Origin of the sequence: Lunatibacter salilacus, assembly GCF_009797935.1 — a bacterium.
Lineage (GTDB): Bacteria > Bacteroidota > Bacteroidia > Cytophagales > Cyclobacteriaceae > Lunatibacter > Lunatibacter salilacus.
In genome coordinates this window covers 70,567-88,935 of record NZ_VOLC01000022.1, presented here as the reverse complement: position 1 = coordinate 88,935, position 18,369 = coordinate 70,567, and the positions used below count along the sequence as shown (strand labels likewise).

At 41.4% G+C, this 18,369-nt stretch carries 16 protein-coding genes; 7 read left to right on the top strand and 9 right to left on the bottom strand.

What is annotated here, in order from left to right; all coding sequences use genetic code 11:
• Window positions 1-133: 133 nt before the first annotated feature.
• Together FQ608_RS23320 and FQ608_RS23315 are read right to left on the bottom strand one after the other, a co-directional pair.
• Window positions 134-286, bottom strand: a complete 153-nt coding sequence (locus FQ608_RS23320; protein ID WP_158860907.1) for a lmo0937 family membrane protein — start codon at window positions 284-286, stop codon at window positions 134-136.
• Between the two features lie 66 nt (window positions 287-352).
• Window positions 353-2,110, bottom strand: a complete 1,758-nt coding sequence (locus FQ608_RS23315) for a MutS-related protein (protein ID WP_158860906.1) — start codon at window positions 2,108-2,110, stop codon at window positions 353-355.
• Window positions 2,111-2,345: 235 nt separating this feature from the next.
• On the opposite strand from FQ608_RS23315, the gene FQ608_RS23310 reads away from it, so the two are divergent.
• From FQ608_RS23310 to FQ608_RS23300, 3 genes are all read left to right on the top strand, one after another.
• Window positions 2,346-2,801 (top strand): hypothetical protein, encoded by a 456-nt coding sequence (locus FQ608_RS23310; protein ID WP_199856457.1) that lies wholly within the window; start codon window positions 2,346-2,348, stop codon window positions 2,799-2,801.
• Complete coding sequence (locus FQ608_RS23305) at window positions 2,794-3,987, top strand: GTP-binding protein (protein WP_158860905.1); 1,194 nt, start codon at window positions 2,794-2,796, stop codon at window positions 3,985-3,987. Before FQ608_RS23310 ends, FQ608_RS23305 begins: the two co-directional genes overlap by 8 nt.
• A 334-nt stretch (window positions 3,988-4,321) precedes the next feature.
• Window positions 4,322-5,107 carry a hypothetical protein gene (locus FQ608_RS23300; protein ID WP_158860904.1) on the top strand — a complete coding sequence of 262 codons (786 nt, stop codon included), beginning with the start codon at window positions 4,322-4,324 and terminating at the stop codon, window positions 5,105-5,107.
• Window positions 5,108-5,349: 242 nt separating this feature from the next.
• On the opposite strand, the gene FQ608_RS23295 is transcribed toward FQ608_RS23300, so the two are convergent.
• The 3 genes from FQ608_RS23295 to FQ608_RS23285 form a co-directional block, all read right to left on the bottom strand.
• Window positions 5,350-6,198, bottom strand: a complete 849-nt coding sequence (locus tag FQ608_RS23295; protein ID WP_158860903.1) for a mechanosensitive ion channel family protein — start codon at window positions 6,196-6,198, stop codon at window positions 5,350-5,352.
• A gap of 72 nt (window positions 6,199-6,270) precedes the next feature.
• Window positions 6,271-6,975, bottom strand: coding sequence for a methyltransferase domain-containing protein (locus FQ608_RS23290; protein ID WP_158860902.1), 705 nt, complete (start codon window positions 6,973-6,975; stop codon window positions 6,271-6,273).
• On the bottom strand, window positions 6,972-8,051 hold the full coding sequence (locus FQ608_RS23285; RefSeq protein WP_158860901.1) for a type III polyketide synthase: 1,080 nt from the start codon (window positions 8,049-8,051) through the stop codon (window positions 6,972-6,974). Before FQ608_RS23285 ends, FQ608_RS23290 begins: the two co-directional genes overlap by 4 nt.
• 88 nt (window positions 8,052-8,139) lie before the next feature.
• Between FQ608_RS23285 and FQ608_RS23280 the strand changes: the two genes are divergently transcribed.
• Entirely contained in the window at window positions 8,140-9,012 is an 873-nt protein-coding gene (locus tag FQ608_RS23280; RefSeq protein WP_158860900.1) for a UbiA family prenyltransferase, read from the top strand.
• 11 nt (window positions 9,013-9,023) lie between these two features.
• Here FQ608_RS23280 and FQ608_RS23275 read toward each other — a convergent pair whose 3' ends face one another.
• The 3 genes from FQ608_RS23275 to dxs form a co-directional block, all read right to left on the bottom strand.
• On the bottom strand, window positions 9,024-9,794 hold the full coding sequence (locus tag FQ608_RS23275; protein ID WP_158860899.1) for an alpha/beta fold hydrolase: 771 nt from the start codon (window positions 9,792-9,794) through the stop codon (window positions 9,024-9,026).
• Window positions 9,787-10,950 carry a cellulase family glycosylhydrolase gene (locus FQ608_RS23270; protein WP_158860898.1) on the bottom strand — a complete coding sequence of 388 codons (1,164 nt, stop codon included), beginning with the start codon at window positions 10,948-10,950 and terminating at the stop codon, window positions 9,787-9,789. The genes FQ608_RS23275 and FQ608_RS23270 overlap by 8 nt, the downstream gene beginning before the upstream one ends.
• 130 nt (window positions 10,951-11,080) lie before the next feature.
• Window positions 11,081-12,991, bottom strand: a complete 1,911-nt coding sequence (gene dxs / locus FQ608_RS23265) for a 1-deoxy-D-xylulose-5-phosphate synthase (protein ID WP_158860897.1) — start codon at window positions 12,989-12,991, stop codon at window positions 11,081-11,083.
• 182 nt (window positions 12,992-13,173) lie between these two features.
• Between dxs and FQ608_RS23260 the strand changes: the two genes are divergently transcribed.
• Both FQ608_RS23260 and FQ608_RS23255 read left to right on the top strand, forming a co-directional pair.
• The gene (locus FQ608_RS23260) at window positions 13,174-13,929 is read left to right on the top strand and encodes a segregation and condensation protein A (protein ID WP_158860896.1); all 756 of its coding nucleotides are present in this window, start codon (window positions 13,174-13,176) and stop codon (window positions 13,927-13,929) included.
• Between the two features lie 85 nt (window positions 13,930-14,014).
• On the top strand, window positions 14,015-15,115 hold the full coding sequence (locus FQ608_RS23255) for a lysylphosphatidylglycerol synthase transmembrane domain-containing protein (RefSeq protein WP_158860895.1): 1,101 nt from the start codon (window positions 14,015-14,017) through the stop codon (window positions 15,113-15,115).
• A gap of 87 nt (window positions 15,116-15,202) precedes the next feature.
• On the opposite strand, the gene FQ608_RS23250 is transcribed toward FQ608_RS23255, so the two are convergent.
• Window positions 15,203-16,522: a DUF5690 family protein gene (locus FQ608_RS23250; RefSeq protein WP_158860894.1), complete on the bottom strand. Its 1,320-nt coding sequence runs from the start codon at window positions 16,520-16,522 to the stop codon at window positions 15,203-15,205.
• Between the two features lie 249 nt (window positions 16,523-16,771).
• Here FQ608_RS23250 and FQ608_RS23245 point away from each other — a divergent pair, with 249 nt between their 5' ends.
• Window positions 16,772-18,346, top strand: coding sequence for a serine hydrolase domain-containing protein (locus FQ608_RS23245; RefSeq protein WP_158860893.1), 1,575 nt, complete (start codon window positions 16,772-16,774; stop codon window positions 18,344-18,346).
• The last annotated feature ends 23 nt before the right edge of the window (window positions 18,347-18,369 follow it).

Below are 18,369 nucleotides of genomic sequence, written 5' to 3'. Positions count from 1 at the left end.
CCACAGAAATACTTCTGTGGTCCTTTTGAATGTATTTATTTTAAAGCTATTCGTTGATAAAGGAAACTCTACTGTGCTAAAATCATCGTGCAATGAGCCATATTACCATACCGAATAATAGTTGGTAAGCAACTTAAATCCGACGGCCTGAAATCACTCGAAACAATACCGCTATAATTGCTAAAACTAGGAGTATGTGAATTAAGCCTCCCACGGTATAAACAAAAGCCCCAACAATCCATCCTATTACTAGGATAATTGCGATTAAATATAATAAAGAACCCATAATTGAAATTAGTTTAAAATTAAAAGATAATTGTGTTAAGACAATATTTATGCCAAAAAACTAACGCTAAAAACGAATACCCATAAGTTCCATCAATTTATGGGCATTAAAATTTGGGCAGGGACCGCTTTTTATTTTGTAATCAAAACTAATTTCATTGTCACGGATATCATGATGAAAGCTGAAATTAGACAATTCAGGAATGCTCGCCGCCAAATCACTAAGTTCGATATCATGGGTAGAAATGATTCCTTTTGCGGGGGTAGCAAGCAGTTGTCGGATCAAGGCCTCACTTCCCATAATCCTGTCCGAAGTGTTTGTCCCTTTTAGGATTTCATCCAAAAGGAAAAATACCGGAGTTCCGGATTCTGTTAATGCCAGTAACCCTTTTATCCGACTCAATTCCGCGTAGAATGAACTGACACTTTCTCCCAAATTGTCCGTATTCCGCATGCTGGTATACAACAGAAAGGGACCGGAATGATACTTGGTAGCCATAGGGGAGAGACCAATATTTGCCATTACATGGTTAATTCCCAAGGTTCGCATAAAGGTTGTCTTTCCGGACATATTAGAACCGGTCAAAAGACCGAGCTTTAGATTTTTGCCTAACTGAAAATCATTGCTTACACAGGTTTGAGGATGGATAAGGGGGTGCCGGAGATTTTCAACTTTTATAGTCAAATCGGCATGCCATCGAAAATCGCAGCTAACATTTTCTTCCCGCTCAAAGGAAGCCAGAGATACCAGCACCTCCCACTCATCGAAAGTGCTTTCCCAAACCTGCATTTTGCGGCCGTACTTTTTGCGCCATTGTTCAATACGAAATAATGCTAAAAAATCTATCCAAAAGAGCAAATTGAAAATGAGATACATGAGATTTGCCCGGTTTTGAATCAGAAAGGTCTGTGACTCCAATGCCTTTAAGGCGATGGAAGCTTCAAAACCCGTATCCACAAGCGGTTTGTGTAGCGCTTTCAAATAATGGTCTTCAAATGACTGACTTTCCATCACCATTGCCCAAGATCTATAGGTCTTGAGATCACCCTCGTTGGGCATCGCTTTCATGGCAGCCAGCAAGGGCTTAAAGACGAAACTCAAGAAAAAAACTCCGACAAGAATAAAAATACTCAGAAATTCAAACCGAATCCAACCGAATAAGACTCCTGAAAGTAATATCAATCCCAAAACTGGCCCCATCAACGCAGGAACCCAATACCAGTTCCGCCATGCATCCGGTGTCGGCAGCCAGCTATAGAAGCTAGTTTTTGACTTTTCTTCTTTCAGGAATGCCTTCCCAATTCCTTCAAACTTCTCCAGCAATTGGCCTTTCCCTACTAGCTCCCGAACAGCTGCTCTACGCTTGTCGGAAAGAGCAACGTCGGTGGATGACATCAGCCAATTGGCTAACAATTTTTTTGCATCAACACTTACAGTATGGTTGATCAACTGAAACAAGGAGTGTGGGCCGAAAAGATCCAAATCACTGGCAAATGAGTGGTTTTTGTCCAAGAACTCACCTCCTTCTTCAAATGAAGTTAATTCTCTATTCTTCCGGAGGATATTATCCTCCTTCATAGCAAGAATTGCCTCCAAAAATTGCTGTTTATCCTTTTCCTCATTGAATTTTTTGATCAGAAAAATAAATAAAAAGCATAGGGGAAAAAATAGTAAGGCAACGGGACTGCTATCGGATACTCCGACAATCACTACAACTACCATCAAAACAAATATAGCCAGCCTGGTAACTGAAAAGCCTGCCAGACGCTTTTTGCATAAATTCAAAAGAGAGGTTGGGTCGGAAAAATCAAAATCAATCTTCATAGAAAATTTCGGTCGGTAAACAGCCGGTAAAGATAACATAAATCTTCTCGGGATAACCTTTCGCTTTTTTCAATACAGATGAGTAATAACAAATTTTATAATGCAACATTATTGCATTTAATATATAGATAGTTTAGTTTTGCCTTATCAATTTTTCTATTTTAAGGTTGAAAAGTTGGTTGACAGACAGAGACTCCGGGTGGTTCCGGAGTCTCATTTATTATGAATAATCTCCATGAAAAAATACCTTTCTATTATATTTCCCTTAACCCTAGTAACTCTTATTGCAATTGCCAATCCTGTTCCACTGGATCTTTGGGGGTTATTTGCGAAAACGAGGTTCGTGGAAAAATTGAATAGGCAATTATCCATGTATTTTCTGTATCCGGCCTTTCCACCTGAATTAAAAGCCCTTGAAGGAAAAGAAGTAGAGCTTGCGGGATTTTATATTCCACTGGAAATAAATGATACTAAAATGATTATTCTTTCCAAATTCCCGATGGCGGAGTGCTTTTTTTGCGGGGGATCCGGGCCGGAATCTGTGGCTGTAGTGTATCTGCGGGAAAAGCCCTCCAAGAGATTGAAGATGGACGATATTATCACCGTCAGCGGCAAGTTGATACTAAATGAAAATGACGTTGATGAATTAAATTTTATTTTAAAGAATGCAAAAATTATCAGCTATGACTAGAAAACTCCCCGTTACCGTCCTAAGCGGCTTCTTAGGTGCCGGGAAGACAACCCTGTTGAACCATATCCTACACAACAAAGAAGGCCTAAAGGTGGCGGTTATCGTCAATGATATGAGTGAAGTCAATGTGGACGTCCAACTTATCCAAAGAGGTAATACGCTATCCCGCACCGAGGAAAAGCTCGTCGAGATGAGCAACGGCTGCATTTGCTGTACACTTCGGGAGGATTTGATGATTGAGGTGGAAAAGTTGGCGAAGGAAAAAAGATTTGATTACCTACTCATTGAAAGTTCCGGTATATCGGAACCTCTTCCAGTAGCTCAGACATTCAGTTTTGTAGACGAGGAAAATGGGATCGACCTTTCCAAGTATAGCAAGCTGGATACGTTGGTGACCGTGGTTGATGCCAAAAATTTTTTAAAGGATTTTGGCAGTGCGGAGACGGTCTACAGCAAAAATTTAAATGGCGATGAAGATGATCAACGGGCCATTGTCAATTTGTTGACAGATCAGATAGAATACGCCAACGTTATCATAGTAAACAAGATTGACTTAGTAAGCGAGCATGAGACAAAAGAACTTACCGCAATCCTGCGCAAGCTAAACCCAAACGCCACCATAATTCCCACTCAAAATGGTGAGGTATCCCCCAAAACGATTCTTAATACAGGTCTCTTTGATTTCGAGGAAGCGGCAAGTTCAGCCGAATGGCAGGAAGAATTAGCAAAAGAACATACACCCGAAACGGAAGCATATGGCATCAGTTCCTTCGTTTTCCGCAACAAACATCCTTTTCATCCCGACAGGCTATGGAAATACATCACAGAAAACTGGCCTTCCAATATCATAAGGAGTAAGGGACTTATATATTTAGCATCTCGCAAAGACGTAGCTATCTCTTGGTCTCAGGCTGGAGGCTCAGTAAAAGCCGAGCAAGCAGGTATCTGGTGGGCGAGTATGCCTTATGGAAAGCGGATCACTTTTCTTTCCTATGTCGAAAACCAAGCATCTATTGAAAGTAGGTGGGACAAAACCTTTGGGGATAGAATCAATGAATTGGTTATCATTGGTCAGGACCTAGAAACGGAAGATATAGAATTAGAACTTAAAAATTGCCTTTTATCCCCAGATGAAATTTTGGATTATCAAGATGACCTAAGGTTTACAGATAACTGGCCTATTTAATGGGCTGACCTAATTGCAGTTAGATCGTTCTAGATTAGATAGGTTTTTATTTTATTTAATAATTTCGTCAAATTCTTATCTTTTTCGGGGTAATTCCAGATTATGACCTTAAATTTTACAACAATGCTTTTTACAAACCTCATTTTTAAGGAGATAAAAGTCACTTTATCGAATTTTAGTGATTTACAAATGGCATTTATTGTAGTTGAAATTTAGTATTTTGCTTTGTTCATTTTGAAAGTGAAATATTGCAATTTATATTTTGAATCCAATTTTTACCCATTTACTTTTATTTCAATCTTTCAGACAAAGACTAAGCTAATCGGCAAAAGCTGTGAAAAACCTAAAATTATATATCGCAAAATTTGCTTTTGGTTTCCAAATATTAGCTTTTGGATCGTGCCAGTCTTTTGATGAAAACCCATTGGAAATACAAAGTCAAATCGATGCATCCAAAGGTACGGCAGTACTTTCTTTATTTGAAGAAATTGACATGATTGCTTTAGCAATGATTCAACATGAGTCCGTCAACAACCGCGCAATGACACTTACAGTTGAGGATTTCTGCCAAGAAACGTCACTAATAAAAAACATAAATGAAAAATCGATAACTGCTGATTTCGGAGATGGATGTGATAGTTCCAAGGGGGTCAAAAGAGCCGGTTCAATTAAAGTCATAAGCTCAGATAATTTCTGGTCCAAGGGAAGTGTGACTCAGATTGTTTTGGATAGTTTTTACATTGATGGTGTAAAAGTAACCGGAATTCGGACATTGACCAACAAAGGATTTGATCAAGATAACCGCAATTTGAATTTTGAGTCCGTTATGCGCCGGGGCGAGGTTACCTGGCCGATGGAATCGGCACTATATACCGAATATGTGCATGACAGAACGATTTCTTTACCGACGGGAAAATCTGGATTTACCTTCAGTCTAGTCGGGAAAACGGAGTTAACGGATCAAAACGGAAACTCACTATTGGCTGAAATCGTCAAACCAATGGTTTTTCAGGAATCTTGCATACTTCATGGGACACCTACTGCTTCTTCCGGTAGCCTGGCAATTATCAGAAGGCAGGCAGAAACTTTGGTGGTGAATTTTAGTGCTAAGTGTGCGTAGAGAGTTAATAATTTAATTAACAGCTAAATTTTTAAATTTTTTAAATACAATTTTTTTAAAACTAGGTGAAGTTGGATTGTGCAAACGTGAAGTTGGAAGAGAGAAAGTGAAGTTGAAGCGTGAAAAGTGATGTTGATGCACTTGAAGGGTTGGAGTTAGTTTGATAGTTGGTTAATTTTTTTAATGTAGGGTTTGTCCGGAGCCTCTTGTGCGTGGTAGTGGTAAGAGGCTCCGGCATTTTTTTACTTTACATTTTTTCCTTCGGGATAATAATGATGTATATCCTGCTGGGGAAACGGAATTTCAATATCATTAGCTTCAAACGCTTCTTTGATTGCCTCCATATTATCCCAGTATACCGGCCATAAATTAGATGTATCAGTCCAGCAACGGATAGAAAGGTCCAGGGAGCTGTCACCAAAATTAGTAAACTTGACCACCGGTTCCGGTTCGGCATGGATCCGATCATCCAAGGCCAGGACATCAAGGACCACTTGTCTGGTTTTTTTTAAGTCAGTTCCGTAAGCCACACCCACCGGCATTTCCACCCGTCGGGTCGGCTTGTCGGAGAAATTTGTAATGTTATTATTGGCCAAACTGCCATTTGGGATAGTCACTACTTTGTTGTCGAAATTTCTAACCGTCGTATACAAAATGTCGATGGCTTCCACCGAACCCAGGGTTCCCTGAGCTTCTATGGTATCCCCAACTTTAAAGGGCTTAAATACCAAAATCAACACTCCCCCGGCAAAGTTGGCCAAGGAGCCCTGCAACGCTAGGCCTACTGCCAAGCCGGCAGCACCTAATACGGCTATAAATGAAGTAACTTGTATGCCTAGCGTTGGGAGAATGGCGAGTGCCAATAAAACATAAAGTACACCCTGTAAAAAGCTTCCCAAAAAGGTGGCTAGAGAGGGGTCTAACTCATATTTTGTAAATATCTTGTCTATGGCCCTCTTTACAAACTTGATCACATAAGTACCCAAAAAATAAAGTAGAATTGCCAAAATCAGCTTGGGAATTGCAATCATGGCAAAAGCGATCGCTGCATTTATTAAAGTTTCTATTGTATTCGAATCTATTGATTCCATGGTCTGAAGTTTAAAGTTAAAGTTAAACAGATTTTCAAATAATAAGTTGAATTGTTCAATCAAGGGTTTCAACTACACCCAACATACCACCTGCCATCTAAAGGCCCAGTGCCAGGAGATTTCAATTTTTTTGAACCCTAAACCGTCTAGCAGCCCATAAAGTTCCCTTCTAGTGAAACTCCTTTGTACAGATAGGGGGGCGTCGTGAATGACCATTGGAGATTTGGAAAAGTATTTTGTCAGGTATTTTATACTGTAATAGGCGACAGGATTCCTGTGTAAATCATTTACAACTACACCCACCTTAGCCTTCTTTATAAAACTGGAAAACATTTGCTTCAACTCCTTATCAGTGAAATGATGGGTAAATAGCGTACAGGTCACTATGTCTATGGGTGTTCGGTGAAATGATTCCGACAAAACATTTTCCACCTCAAACGAAATTCTGGGATTTCCGTAAAATTTCTCCTTTGCAAGTTGGATTGTATGGTGGTTGGCATCTATTCCAAGAAATTCCAAATCCAATCCTGTATGATTACCCCATGTCTGCATGACCTGTAGCATATCTCCTCCTCCACAGCCCACGTCGGCTATGCGAATAGTGCCTGATGAATGATTTTTTAAGAGCTTTTTTAATCCATCTGTGGTTACATTATTGCCCCCCAAAAGTCTGTTTATTGTTTTTAGCTCTGCCAAGGTCTGCTTCAATACTTCTCCATCGCAGGACAAATCATCCATTAATTCGGGTTCGTAACTCCTTTTTGTGAAATCAATCATACCCGTTCTACCAAGAGTGTCTCCAAGGTAAGTCCTGGACCAAATCCCATAACCAACATCTCACCTTTATCAACGGCTTCCTGCAAGACAGCCTCTAATACAAACAAGATACTTGCCGAAGACATATTTCCAAAATTGCTAAGTACCTGATGGGAATGACTGTTTTGTTCTTTGTCTATGCCCATGACCTGCTCTACTTTATTTAAAATCTGAGATCCACCTGGATGAATGGCAAATTGCCTGATTTTGCTTAATCCAAATCGGTTTTCCAAACTTAGTTTAAATTTTCGAATACCTTTTTCAAGTAACTCGGGAACATATTTGCTTAATTTCATCTCAAAGCCAAAATCGCCAATATGCCAAGCCATATCAGTTTCCCCTTCCCTGAAGATCTGACTCTCGTAATCTTTAATACGAAGACCATGCTGAGACTTGGTGATCAAAGCTGCCGCAGCCCCATCTCCGAATAGTGCATTGGCAATTAGATTGTCCTCAGTATACTCTTTTTGAAAATGAATCGTACAGATTTCCACAGAAAGCACCAACACGTTTGCCTTAAGGTCACTATCGCAAATTCGATCTGCCAATTTGATGGCATTAAAAGAAGCGTAGCATCCCATAAAATGAATAGAGTATCGTTCTATGGTTGATTTAAAGCCCATCTTTTCAATGATTTCCATTTCCACACCTGGTGCATACATGCCTGTACAGGACACCAATATCAAATGGGTGATATCCCCAACCTTTACCTTTGATCGCTCAAGGCATTTGGAAATTGCCGCAATCCCCAATTCTGTCGCTCTTTCCTCAAACACTTTCATCCGTTCTTTGGTAGTGGGAAAAGGTTCGAGGTCCTTATTTTTTGGAAAGAATTTAAAAGATAAGGGGTCTGTAAAATTAAAATCCGTCAATACACTGTACCTGGTTTTAATACCAGAAACGCGGTACACAAAGCTCAATTTCCTAGCCTCTTCCGGTGACAATCCATGTGCCAATTTCATAAATTCACCGATACGGTGTTGAGGAATCGGCTCACCGGGATTTGCTGTGCCTATACTAACTATATGGTTGTGCATCCGCTTTTTTTTCGGGTAAAATTATTGTAAATTTCAAGGTAAGTAAAAAACAGAACCTATCCACAAAAGTTTTTCGTTGCCCTAAATTATGTTTGATATTTCATCTTGGAAACACCTCAGGATACCATTTTCTTTCTATTTATTGCCTGTGTTTATTTTTGCTTGGGCTGTGGCAAGAGAGGTGGAAATATCCAGACTTATACTGGTTTTTATTACTCTCCATTTGTTCCTTTATCCATCAAGTAACGGATATAACAGTTACTTCGATAAGGACGAGGAAAGTATTGGCGGTCTCAAGCACCCTCCAAAGGTAACAAAAGGCCTTTATTTCTTATCGATGGTGTTTTTCTTAATGGCGTTGCTCGTCGGATTAGGTATTAATTATGAATATAGCATAATGATGCTAGTCTATGGCTTGGTTTCCATGGCGTATAGTCATCCCTCCGTTCGCCTCAAAAAATACCCTTATATAAGCTGGGTAACTGCGGGTTATTTTCAGGGGTATTTTACTTTTTGTATGGCTTATGCAGGTCTTACGGGTGGTGGTTGGGGGGTGTATTTGAAAGAATCCGTGTATATACCGGGTATATTGACCACCATTATTCTTATGGGTTCGTATCCACTTACACAAGTCTATCAGCATCGGGAGGATCAAAAAAGAGGTGACATAACACTGAGTCTTTCATTGGGGATTCTGGGAACCTTTGTTTTTGCCTCGGTATGGTTTATTTTTTCTGGAATAGCGTTCGTTTCTTATTTCAAATGGATGGGAGAAATTTGGGCCATTTGGATATTTTTAGGAGCCATGTTGCCTGTTATCTTATATTTTTTTACGTGGTTTTCTCTTGTCAGAAGTAACCCTACTAAATATGCAACTTACGATTGGGCTATGTGGATGAACAGGATTTCGGCTATTGCGCTTAATTTTTTCTTTTTATACTACCTGATAGAAGGTCATTGATATTACCCGCGTCAGTTGAAGGTTTTTCTTAGAAACTGATCGACATACACCAAAGTCTCATTGGGTTTTTCGAACATGCCCATATGCCCGGTTTCCTTTAATTCCAAATAGTCTGTCACCCAATTGAAATGTTTTCTGCTGTTTTTAATCGGTATTGCGCTATCAAGTTCCCCTGCGATAAAAAACTTTTTTCCCGCAAAGCGCTCCAAGACATCACTACGGTCACACCGGTCCCGCATTGCCTCTGTATAAGCGATGACCGTTTCAGGCGCAATTGTTCTGGCCCGGTGCAAGAGCTTATCTATGATTTCTTTTACTTCCTCCTGTTTTTTTTCAGGAAACAACTGTGGCAAAAATGAATTGACAAAGGGCTCTGTACCAAATTTTTTCAAAAAAGTAACCGTTTTATTTCTAACGCCAACTTTATCCTCATCATCGGCCATTGCGGTTGAATGAAACAATCCAATTCCTTTTAAAGTCTCTCCGAGCTGATCGACCAACCCCAGGGTGACATATCCTCCCAATGAGTGACCGATCACAACCGGGTCCACTACGTTTAACATTTTCATCCAGTTGCGTAACGCTTCCGCTATCGTCTCTATGCGAATTATTCCCTCAGGTAAAGGAGAATCTCCAAAACCCGGCAGATCTGGGCAAAGTACGCGGTACTTGGTGGATAAATTGGTTTGAAAAAACTCCCACATCTCTTTGCTCTCACAAAAGCCATGAAGCAAAATAACGGGGTTTCCTGATCCCATATCCGTATACGCAATATCAGGCATATTTCATCAGTAAATTTAACATCTTCCGGTCCAATTTCTGGCCATACCAATCTTCGTATTCCACATCTACACGTCCTGAATTCATTACTCCAAAAGTTCCTGAAAACTCCCAAATTCCAAATCCAATGCCGTTTTCATGAAGAATGTCAAGTACATCTCCAAACCAAGCCAAAAAAACATCATGGGGCGTCTTATTAAAGCTACCGCATTCTCCACAGTGTACGCCCACCCCCTTTTTGAGAAGTTCTATCCAGGGTGCATAATGCTTTTCGATATTTTCCCTTGCATAATATGACTCATTATGGGTCCCCGGCCAACTGGGTTCAGGAAGGGAATCGGGATCCTTATGAACCCAAGAAGCTTTATGGTGTGAAATGTGGCCCGGAAAGTAACCCCGACAGCTTTGCCCCAACTCCAAATCTGCCAATTCCGGGACGGCAATTCCACCACCTCCATTTCCGTTTGCAATTACCAACCTTTTCTTATTGATTCCCTTGATGGTTTGCAGAGCTGCTTTGGCCACCTTGTGATATTCCTCCACGGGTACGGGGCCTCCGGGGGAATGTTGATCATTGGGATCTTGGCGCTTAAAGGGCTCATTGACCAAATCAAAGCTTAACTTTTTAGAAGAAATATGCTTGTATCGTTTAGACCACATTTCCCAATGTGAACAAAAAGCGTCCAAAGCTTCTTGGTCTTCCCATAAATTATAAGGCTCTATAAATCCGGCGTTGATACAAAAACCGGGGGCCCGGTGCAAGTTAAGGCTGACATGTAGCCCATGGGAATGGGCCTGATAAATAAGCTTGTCGATTTCCTCCAACTTTGCTTCGTCAAAATTCAATACTTCCTCCGGAAGTATAGGTTTAGATCTGTCAAATTGAAGATAACTGGGATAGGAAATAGGTATTCGGACAAAGTCAAACCCCCAATCCGCCATCCACTTGAGGTTTTCCTCTTTATTTTTCCTTCCCTTGTCCATTTCCGGAGAAAAGAAATCAAGCAGATTAAACCCCCTCCATTGAGGGAGTTTATTTTTACGCTTTTTTGAAATAAATGCTTCAGATTGCGCAGTTAAGCCCATGCCAAGGCCTGCCGTTGCCAAAGCTGATTTTTTTATGAAATCTCTCCTATGTGGATGATGTAGGTTATCCATGATGAAATTGGGTTTGTCAAAAATACTAAGTTCCTGCAAATATAGCGATTTGCTTAAGGTCGGTAAAAACTTGTATCTATAAAAATATGAAACAAAAATGTCCCGAAAGAATCCAGGACATTGAATTGATTTAACTATAAATCACAGATGCCATTTTCCGGACCGTTTGGGCAATGCCAACTGGATCAAATCCACACTCTTGATGAAGTTCACGCTGCTCGCCGTGTTCCACCACGCGATCAGGAATCCCCAACCGTGTAACCTGGGCTTGGTAATCGTGGTCGCACATCCATTCAAGGACGGCACTTCCAAACCCACCCATTAAGCAACCGTCTTCGACGGTGACAACTTTTTTAAATTTCTTAAAGATTTGATGCAAGAGGACTTCATCAAGCGGTTTAACAAAGCGCATATCGTAGTGGGCAGGCTGTATTCCGTCTTTTTCTAGCAGTTCATTCGCTTCAGCGACGTAATTTCCAATGTGACCAATGGTAAGAATAGCTACATCTTCACCTTCCTGAACTAATCGACCCTGTCCAGCAGGAATCTCTTCAAAAGGAAGACGCCAGTCTGGCAAAACTCCCTGGCCACGTGGATACCGGATCGAATAGGGTCCGTTATGTTTTGTCGCCGAGTACATCATGTTCCTCAATTCCACCTCATTCATCGGTGCACTGACAACGAGATTAGGGACACACCTGAAAAAAGCCAGGTCATATGCCCCGTGATGGGTTGGTCCGTCAGCACCCGCAAATCCGGCCCTATCCAGACAAAAAATCACGGGTAAATCCTGCAAACAGACATCATGAATTACTTGGTCATAAGACCGTTGCATAAAGGTACTGTATATGTTGCAAAAAGGCTTAAGACCTTGGGTCGCCAATCCAGCGGAGAAGGTGACCGCATGTTGTTCGGCAATGCCAACATCATAGGATCTTTCCGGATAGGCTTCCATCATAATGTTCATAGACGAACCGGATGGCATGGCTGGGGTCACTCCTACAACGGCATCGTCCTGGTTTGCAAGATCCACTAAGGTGTGACCAAAGACATCCTGATATTTGGGAGCTTGTGGAGTGACGGGTATTTTTTTTGCGATAACGCCCGTAATCTTGTCAAATTTTCCCGGTGCGTGCCATTTGGTTTGATCCTTTTCGGCAGGGCCATACCCTTTGCCTTTTACGGTTACACAATGTAAAATTTTTGGACCGGGAATATTTTTCAAGTCATTGAGTATCTCAACTAGGTGATTAACGTCATGCCCGTCCACAGGGCCAAAATACCTCAGATTAAGCGACTCGAAGAGATTACTTTGTTTTAGAAGTGCGGATTTTATGCCTCCTTCAAGTTTAGAAACAACATCCTGGGCACTGAACCCAAATTTGCTTATTTTACCCAAAAGATTCCACACCTCATCCTTCACCTTATTATAAGTGCGTGAAGTGGTAATATCCGTTAAATAATCCTTTAGAGCGCCTACATTGGGGTCTATAGACATGCAGTTGTCGTTCAAAATAATGATCACATTGCTGTCAGAGACTCCCGCATGGTTCATTGCTTCGAATGCCATCCCTCCCGTCAACGCACCGTCACCTATGACCGCGACATGCTGTCGGTTTTTTTCTCCCTTATACTTCGAAGCCATAGCCATTCCCAAGGCTGCGGAAATGGAGGTACTTGAATGCCCTACCCCAAAGGAATCATAGGGAGATTCTTTGCGTTTCGGAAACCCCGACAAACCCTTGTATAGTCTGTTAGTATGAAACTGTTCTCTTCTTCCAGTAAGAATTTTGTGTCCGTAAGCTTGGTGGCCCACATCCCAAACCAGTTGATCATCAGGAGTCTGTAAGACATAATGTAGTGCAACTGTAAGTTCCACGACGCCTAATCCAGCTCCAAAATGGCCTCCATAGACCGAGACTTGATCGATAATAAATTGCCTTAACTCATCGCAGATTTGTACCAGTTGGTCCTTCTTAAACTTTTTAAGGTCTTCGGGGGTGTGTATTTGAGCAAGTAGCTTTCCGGGTTGTATGCGCATTTTATTTTTCTATATAAAAATATCTAACCTTCATACCCTGATAATGTTTAATATTAGCAATAAAAGGCAACGATACCAAAGATACATCAGGAAATTACTTCTCCGTTTAAAGAAATACATAGATAAGTAATATCTTTGAATTCTAATATCCGCGCAAATTTAACAAAATAAAATCGTAACCAGTGAGTTTTGAAATCAAATTACCGCTTTTCGAGGGTCCCTTTGACCTGATGCTCTTTTTCATAGAGCGGGATGAACTGGATATTTATGATATACCCATTGCCAAAATCACAAATGACTTTTTGGAATATATTCATACATTGGAAAAAATGGAGATAGAGGTTGCCAGTGAGTTTATTTTATTCGCTGCGACTCTGATGAAAATCAAGTCTAAAATGCTTCTTCCAAGGCCTGAATTCAACGAAGAAGGGGAAGAAATAGATCCCAGGGAGGAATTGATCCGTCACTTACTGGAGTATAAAAAATACAAATCAGTAATTGGGCAACTTGCAGAAATGGAAGAGATACGCATGTCCAAGTGGAATAGGGGCAATGTGGTGGATGAACTGAAGAAAATGTCCCGGGTAGATGATGTCGATGCTGAAATGCAGGACCTGGACCTTTTCAAACTTTTAAAGATATATCAAAAAGTAATGTTTAAATTTGCTTCGAGAAGTGATGATACCACACATACAGTCATCCAATATCCATACACCATCGAGCAACAAAAAACACTAGTTCTGGATCAACTTAACAATCAACCAATAATCCCATTTACTGACTTCATCGCCATGAAACCCGATAAGATCTTTGTCATCTATACCTTCTTGGCCATTTTGGAGTTGCTGCAGTTATCCTTAGTTACTATCAAGATTGGAGATGGTTTCAATAATTTTTGGGTAGAAAAACTGGAGTCGATACCTGTAGAAACCCTATGAAATCGAGCTTAACTAAAACTTCACACGGAGGGACGATTATTGTCGCGAGATTCCATCTGGCCATTGAAAAAACAATTACGAACAGATGAAATTAGACAATAAGGAAATTTTTAGGACCTTAAACCCCAACAAAGTGTGGGTGCCCGTGTTCATTGGATTGCTGATCGTCTTTTTGATGTTCTACCTCGACCCCAATGTCAACGCCCAAACTCTCCGGGGGGTTTTCGACGCTTCTATTCCCTACCTTCTTCTGGCAGTTCTATTCATTGTCATGAGAGACATAGGGTACATGTACCGAATCCGTGAGGTAACGGACAAACACCTTACATGGACACGGGCGATCTATGTTATTATCCTGTGGGAATTTGCATCTGCGGTCACCCCATCCATAGTTGGGGGAACAGCAGTGGCGGCATTTATCTTACAAAAGGAAGGGATTCCTCTAGGAAAAGCGTTGGCATTTACCATGCTTACCGCAATTATGGACAATCTTTTCTTTGTAATAGGTGCTCCAATTATTTTGTTTTTTGCCCAAGGACATATTTTTCCTACTAGTAGGGTTCTGGAGATGAGGTTGGGGTCCAGTATGGAATACCTGTTTTGGGCAAGTTATTCCCTTTATGCCTTTTATTCCATTTTAATGGCGGGAGCTTTATTTTACAGACCCCGGGTGTTTAAATGGATCCTTTTGAAAATTTTCTCCATTAGATGGATTCGAAAATGGAAATATAACGCCAACATGTACGGTGACCAAATCATTGAAGCTTCCAAAGAAATTCGAGGAAAGCCTCTTAAATATTGGCTCATCATCATATCGGCAACTATTTTTATCTGGTCGTCCCGGTATTTTATGCTCAACGCACTGGTATCGGCATTCAACATACTGGATATGTTCGAGCATGTAATTGTCTTTGCCCGTCAGATCATTATGTGGGTGGTCATGATGATTTCACCAACTCCGGGCAGCAGTGGTACGGCGGAGTTTTTCTTTTCTCAGTTTTTCAAGGAATTTTTGGTGGGGTATACCTTCGTCACCAGTATTTTGTGGAGGATGTTTTCCTATTATCCCTATCTGATTCTAGGTGCCATCTTCCTCCCAAAATGGATCAGACAGGTCTTCTTCAAAAAGCCCAATGAAAACAAGAAAAAAGAAGTAAAAGGCCAGAAAGGAAACAGCAAAATCTGAATCCATAGGACCTAAATGATTAAACCCAAGAGGAAGCTGTGGACGATTGGTCTACGTTCACTTAAATCGGGATATCCTGAAAATTGATCATAGCTGAGGAACCTCAACACTTGATTCCATCATTTTCTGGTTTTTCGCTAATTTTTTGTGAAAATACAGTCCGTTTATCACCATGAATAAAATACCCAAGCTTAGTAGCATGAGTATACTATTGGAATAAAACTGCAGCCAGCTGAGTGCCTGCACATTGCCAAACTGCTTAAAAATCATAATACCCGCTGAACCCAGGTAGCCGAAGCTGTCAATCAAATACATCAGGTAACCCACGGTCCCCGCATATTTGAATGCTGCCAGCAACCTATCAAACAACAGGCAATTGAACGGAATATAGGCCATATATATTCCCGTACCTGTTGCCACCACCCACCAAAAAGGATCTACAAATCCAGCCTGCATCAGTAGTGTACTTCCAACACATAGGCCAAGACCCGCAATGATGATCCCGTGATAGATAAAGAGTGCTTTTTGATTACTTTTTACCACCACCAAAAGGCTCATCATCAAGAGTAGTAAGAGCGTGATGGGGATCTCTGTCTGGGTAAGCAACTCGGGATTGACTGGAATGTTTAGGCCACCCCAAATTTCCACGGCAAAATTGTCTCGAATATCCCGGAGTGCTGTTAGCATCATGTAGACTAAAATCAACAACAAGATCCCCGGTTTAAAGCTTTTAAAAAAGGACTGTCGTTCATTCCTTGTCATGGGCAGGCGTTGGGTCTTTAGCGCAATATCGGCTTCATTCGGCTCGGGTGTTTGATTTAACATTAATACCGCAAAAATCAGTAATGGTACAAATAAGGCACCGGTCCAAAAAGGCATCCAATAGGGGTCCACTCCAAAGTCGTCCAAAAGAAACTTTCCTACCGTCTTGACTAATCCGGAGGATAAAACAAAACTTACGGCAAGAATACTGCCCATCATTTCAGTAAATCGCCTACCCTCTAGATAATGGAAAACCAAGCCCCAAATTAGCCCCAAGGGAAATCCATTTATTAAAAAGCAAAACGCATTATAGGGAGCAGGCAACATGGCAAAACCCAACAGGGCAAGCCAAGAAACACCTATCAGGCTAAAAATCAACAACGCACGGCGCTCTTTGGTCAGTTCGGAAATCATCTTGATCCCGTAAAACTTGCTGGCCATATACCCTAATGTCTGTGCCAATATCAACCAGACTTTCAGATCCATCCCCCAGAGTAGTTCCCCGTCAAATGTGGCCGCAGCAAAGGGCTTCCGAAATGCATACATGCTGCTGTAGGTCAGGAACGCCATGCCTGCAGCAAACAAGCTCATACCGAAAGGTCCGCTTCTAGAAAGGATTTTAGAGACAAACGGAATATGAAACATAGGTGGGGGCTAAATTAAATCAGTGACAACCGTCTTGCATTAAGGTTTGACAGCGTTCCAACGACGGGCTAAAATAATCAAATTGAACAACAAACAATCCATCGGAAAAACAATTAATAATTTCTTCATAATTACCTATTCGCGTTAGTTCAACATATGCAGTGGCAGATAAGGTTTTTTTTGAAAGATTGAATTATCTTGGGGTGGTTATTTTCCAATGTTCCACCCTGTACACTGATTTCAAAGAAGATGCGTCAACATACGATAGTGCTTTATTTTCTGCTCGGCTGCCTATCCTTGAGGGCCTTCCCCCAAACTGCACTACCAACCGAGAAAAATAGTACATCCACCCACCCCTATTCGGCTCCAATATTCAATGACCCAGACGCCGTTAATCGGATGAGTGCGGCATTTCCCCTTATCGAGCAGCTTTATCTGGATTATGCCAATACCAATCATTTCCCATCTATCAGTTTTGGGATTGTGGCGGATGGGAAACTGATGTACGCAAGCAGCAACGGGACCGCCAATCTTTCAACCGGAACAAAAGCCGACACAAATACCTTGTATAGAATTGCCTCAATGAGTAAAAGTTTCACTTCCATGGCTATCTTGAAACTACGGGATGAAGGGAAGCTCAACCTTACTGATCCGGTATCCAACTATATCCCGGAAATGAACCTTGCGGGCCAACTCACAGCTGACGCTCCCGCAATAACGCTTCAACATCTAATGACCATGTCAGCCGGATTTCCGGAAGACAATCCTTGGGGGGATCGGCAACTCGATGCGACGGATGAAGAATTATTAGATGTTCTAAGGCAAGGGGTTTCCTTTTCCAATGTGCCCGGCATCAATTATGAATACAGCAATTTAGGCTATGCTCTTTTAGGAAAAATCATATTTAATGTCAGTGGCAGACCGTATCAACTATACATCAAAGAGGAAATTTTACTTTCCTTGGGGATGGAGAGTACAGAATGGGAATACAGTGAAATCCCAGAGGAATCACTCGCTCTTGGCTACCTTTGGCAGGAGGGTGAATGGGAGGCTGTCCCGTATTTGCATGACGGATCCTATGGGGCAATGGGAGGCCTTATTAGCTCTATTGAGGATTTCGGCAAATATATTGCCTTACATTTGGATGCATGGCCACCTCGGGACGATCCGGAGACTGGTCCTGTACTGCGAAGCTCGATCCGTGAAATGCATCAGCCCTCACGAATGAACGCCCTTCTAACAGAAGCAAAAACTCCAGGAGGTGCGGACTGTCCCGCAGTAACTGCCTACGGCTACGGAGTAAGTTGGCAAAAGGATTGTCGGGGAATCGTCCGCATCGCCCACAGTGGCGGACTACCTGGGTTTGGAAGTGAGTGGCGAATATATCCTGACTATGGCATTGGCATAGTTTCATTCAGCAACCGGACCTATGGAGCTCCCACCAGTATAAACGCTATTGCGTTAGATACGTTGATTGCAATAGCTGACTTGAAGCCACGAAGTTTACCTGCATCCAAAATTTTAGAGCAGAGAAAATCCGAACTTGTAGAAGTTTTGACTGGTTGGGAGGAAGGAAAATTGGGAATATTTGCTGACAATTTCTTCTTGGACGAAGCACTGGAACAACGTAAAACCAATGCCAAGTGTCTCTTTGAGCAGGCAGGGACTATTTTGGAAATTTCTGAACTGACTCCATTAAACCAGTTGCGAGGTAGTTTTATTTTAATTGGGCAAAAGAATAATATCCGGGTTTTCTTTACCTTAAATCCACAAAAGGACGCATTTATACAGCAGGTAAAGCTCGATCTTGTGAACAAACCATGATTTTTAGAAAGAAATTATTTCAT

What these genes read in the sequence shown, in the direction of transcription:
- FQ608_RS23320 (WP_158860907.1), bottom strand. Translation starts at nt 286, where the DNA reads ATGGGTTCTTTATTATATTTAATCGCAATTATCCTAGTAATAGGATGG.
- FQ608_RS23315 (WP_158860906.1), bottom strand. Translation starts at nt 2,110, where the DNA reads ATGAAGATTGATTTTGATTTTTCCGACCCAACCTCTCTTTTGAATTTA.
- FQ608_RS23310 (WP_199856457.1), top strand. Translation starts at nt 2,346, where the DNA reads ATGAAAAAATACCTTTCTATTATATTTCCCTTAACCCTAGTAACTCTT.
- FQ608_RS23305 (WP_158860905.1), top strand. Translation starts at nt 2,794, where the DNA reads ATGACTAGAAAACTCCCCGTTACCGTCCTAAGCGGCTTCTTAGGTGCC.
- FQ608_RS23295 (WP_158860903.1), bottom strand. Translation starts at nt 6,198, where the DNA reads ATGGAATCAATAGATTCGAATACAATAGAAACTTTAATAAATGCAGCG.
- FQ608_RS23290 (WP_158860902.1), bottom strand. Translation starts at nt 6,975, where the DNA reads ATGATTGATTTCACAAAAAGGAGTTACGAACCCGAATTAATGGATGAT.
- FQ608_RS23285 (WP_158860901.1), bottom strand. Translation starts at nt 8,051, where the DNA reads ATGCACAACCATATAGTTAGTATAGGCACAGCAAATCCCGGTGAGCCG.
- FQ608_RS23280 (WP_158860900.1), top strand. Translation starts at nt 8,140, where the DNA reads ATGTTTGATATTTCATCTTGGAAACACCTCAGGATACCATTTTCTTTC.
- FQ608_RS23275 (WP_158860899.1), bottom strand. Translation starts at nt 9,794, where the DNA reads ATGCCTGATATTGCGTATACGGATATGGGATCAGGAAACCCCGTTATT.
- FQ608_RS23270 (WP_158860898.1), bottom strand. Translation starts at nt 10,950, where the DNA reads ATGGATAACCTACATCATCCACATAGGAGAGATTTCATAAAAAAATCA.
- dxs (WP_158860897.1), bottom strand. Translation starts at nt 12,991, where the DNA reads ATGCGCATACAACCCGGAAAGCTACTTGCTCAAATACACACCCCCGAA.
- FQ608_RS23255 (WP_158860895.1), top strand. Translation starts at nt 14,015, where the DNA reads ATGAAATTAGACAATAAGGAAATTTTTAGGACCTTAAACCCCAACAAA.
- FQ608_RS23250 (WP_158860894.1), bottom strand. Translation starts at nt 16,522, where the DNA reads ATGTTTCATATTCCGTTTGTCTCTAAAATCCTTTCTAGAAGCGGACCT.
- FQ608_RS23245 (WP_158860893.1), top strand. Translation starts at nt 16,772, where the DNA reads ATGCGTCAACATACGATAGTGCTTTATTTTCTGCTCGGCTGCCTATCC.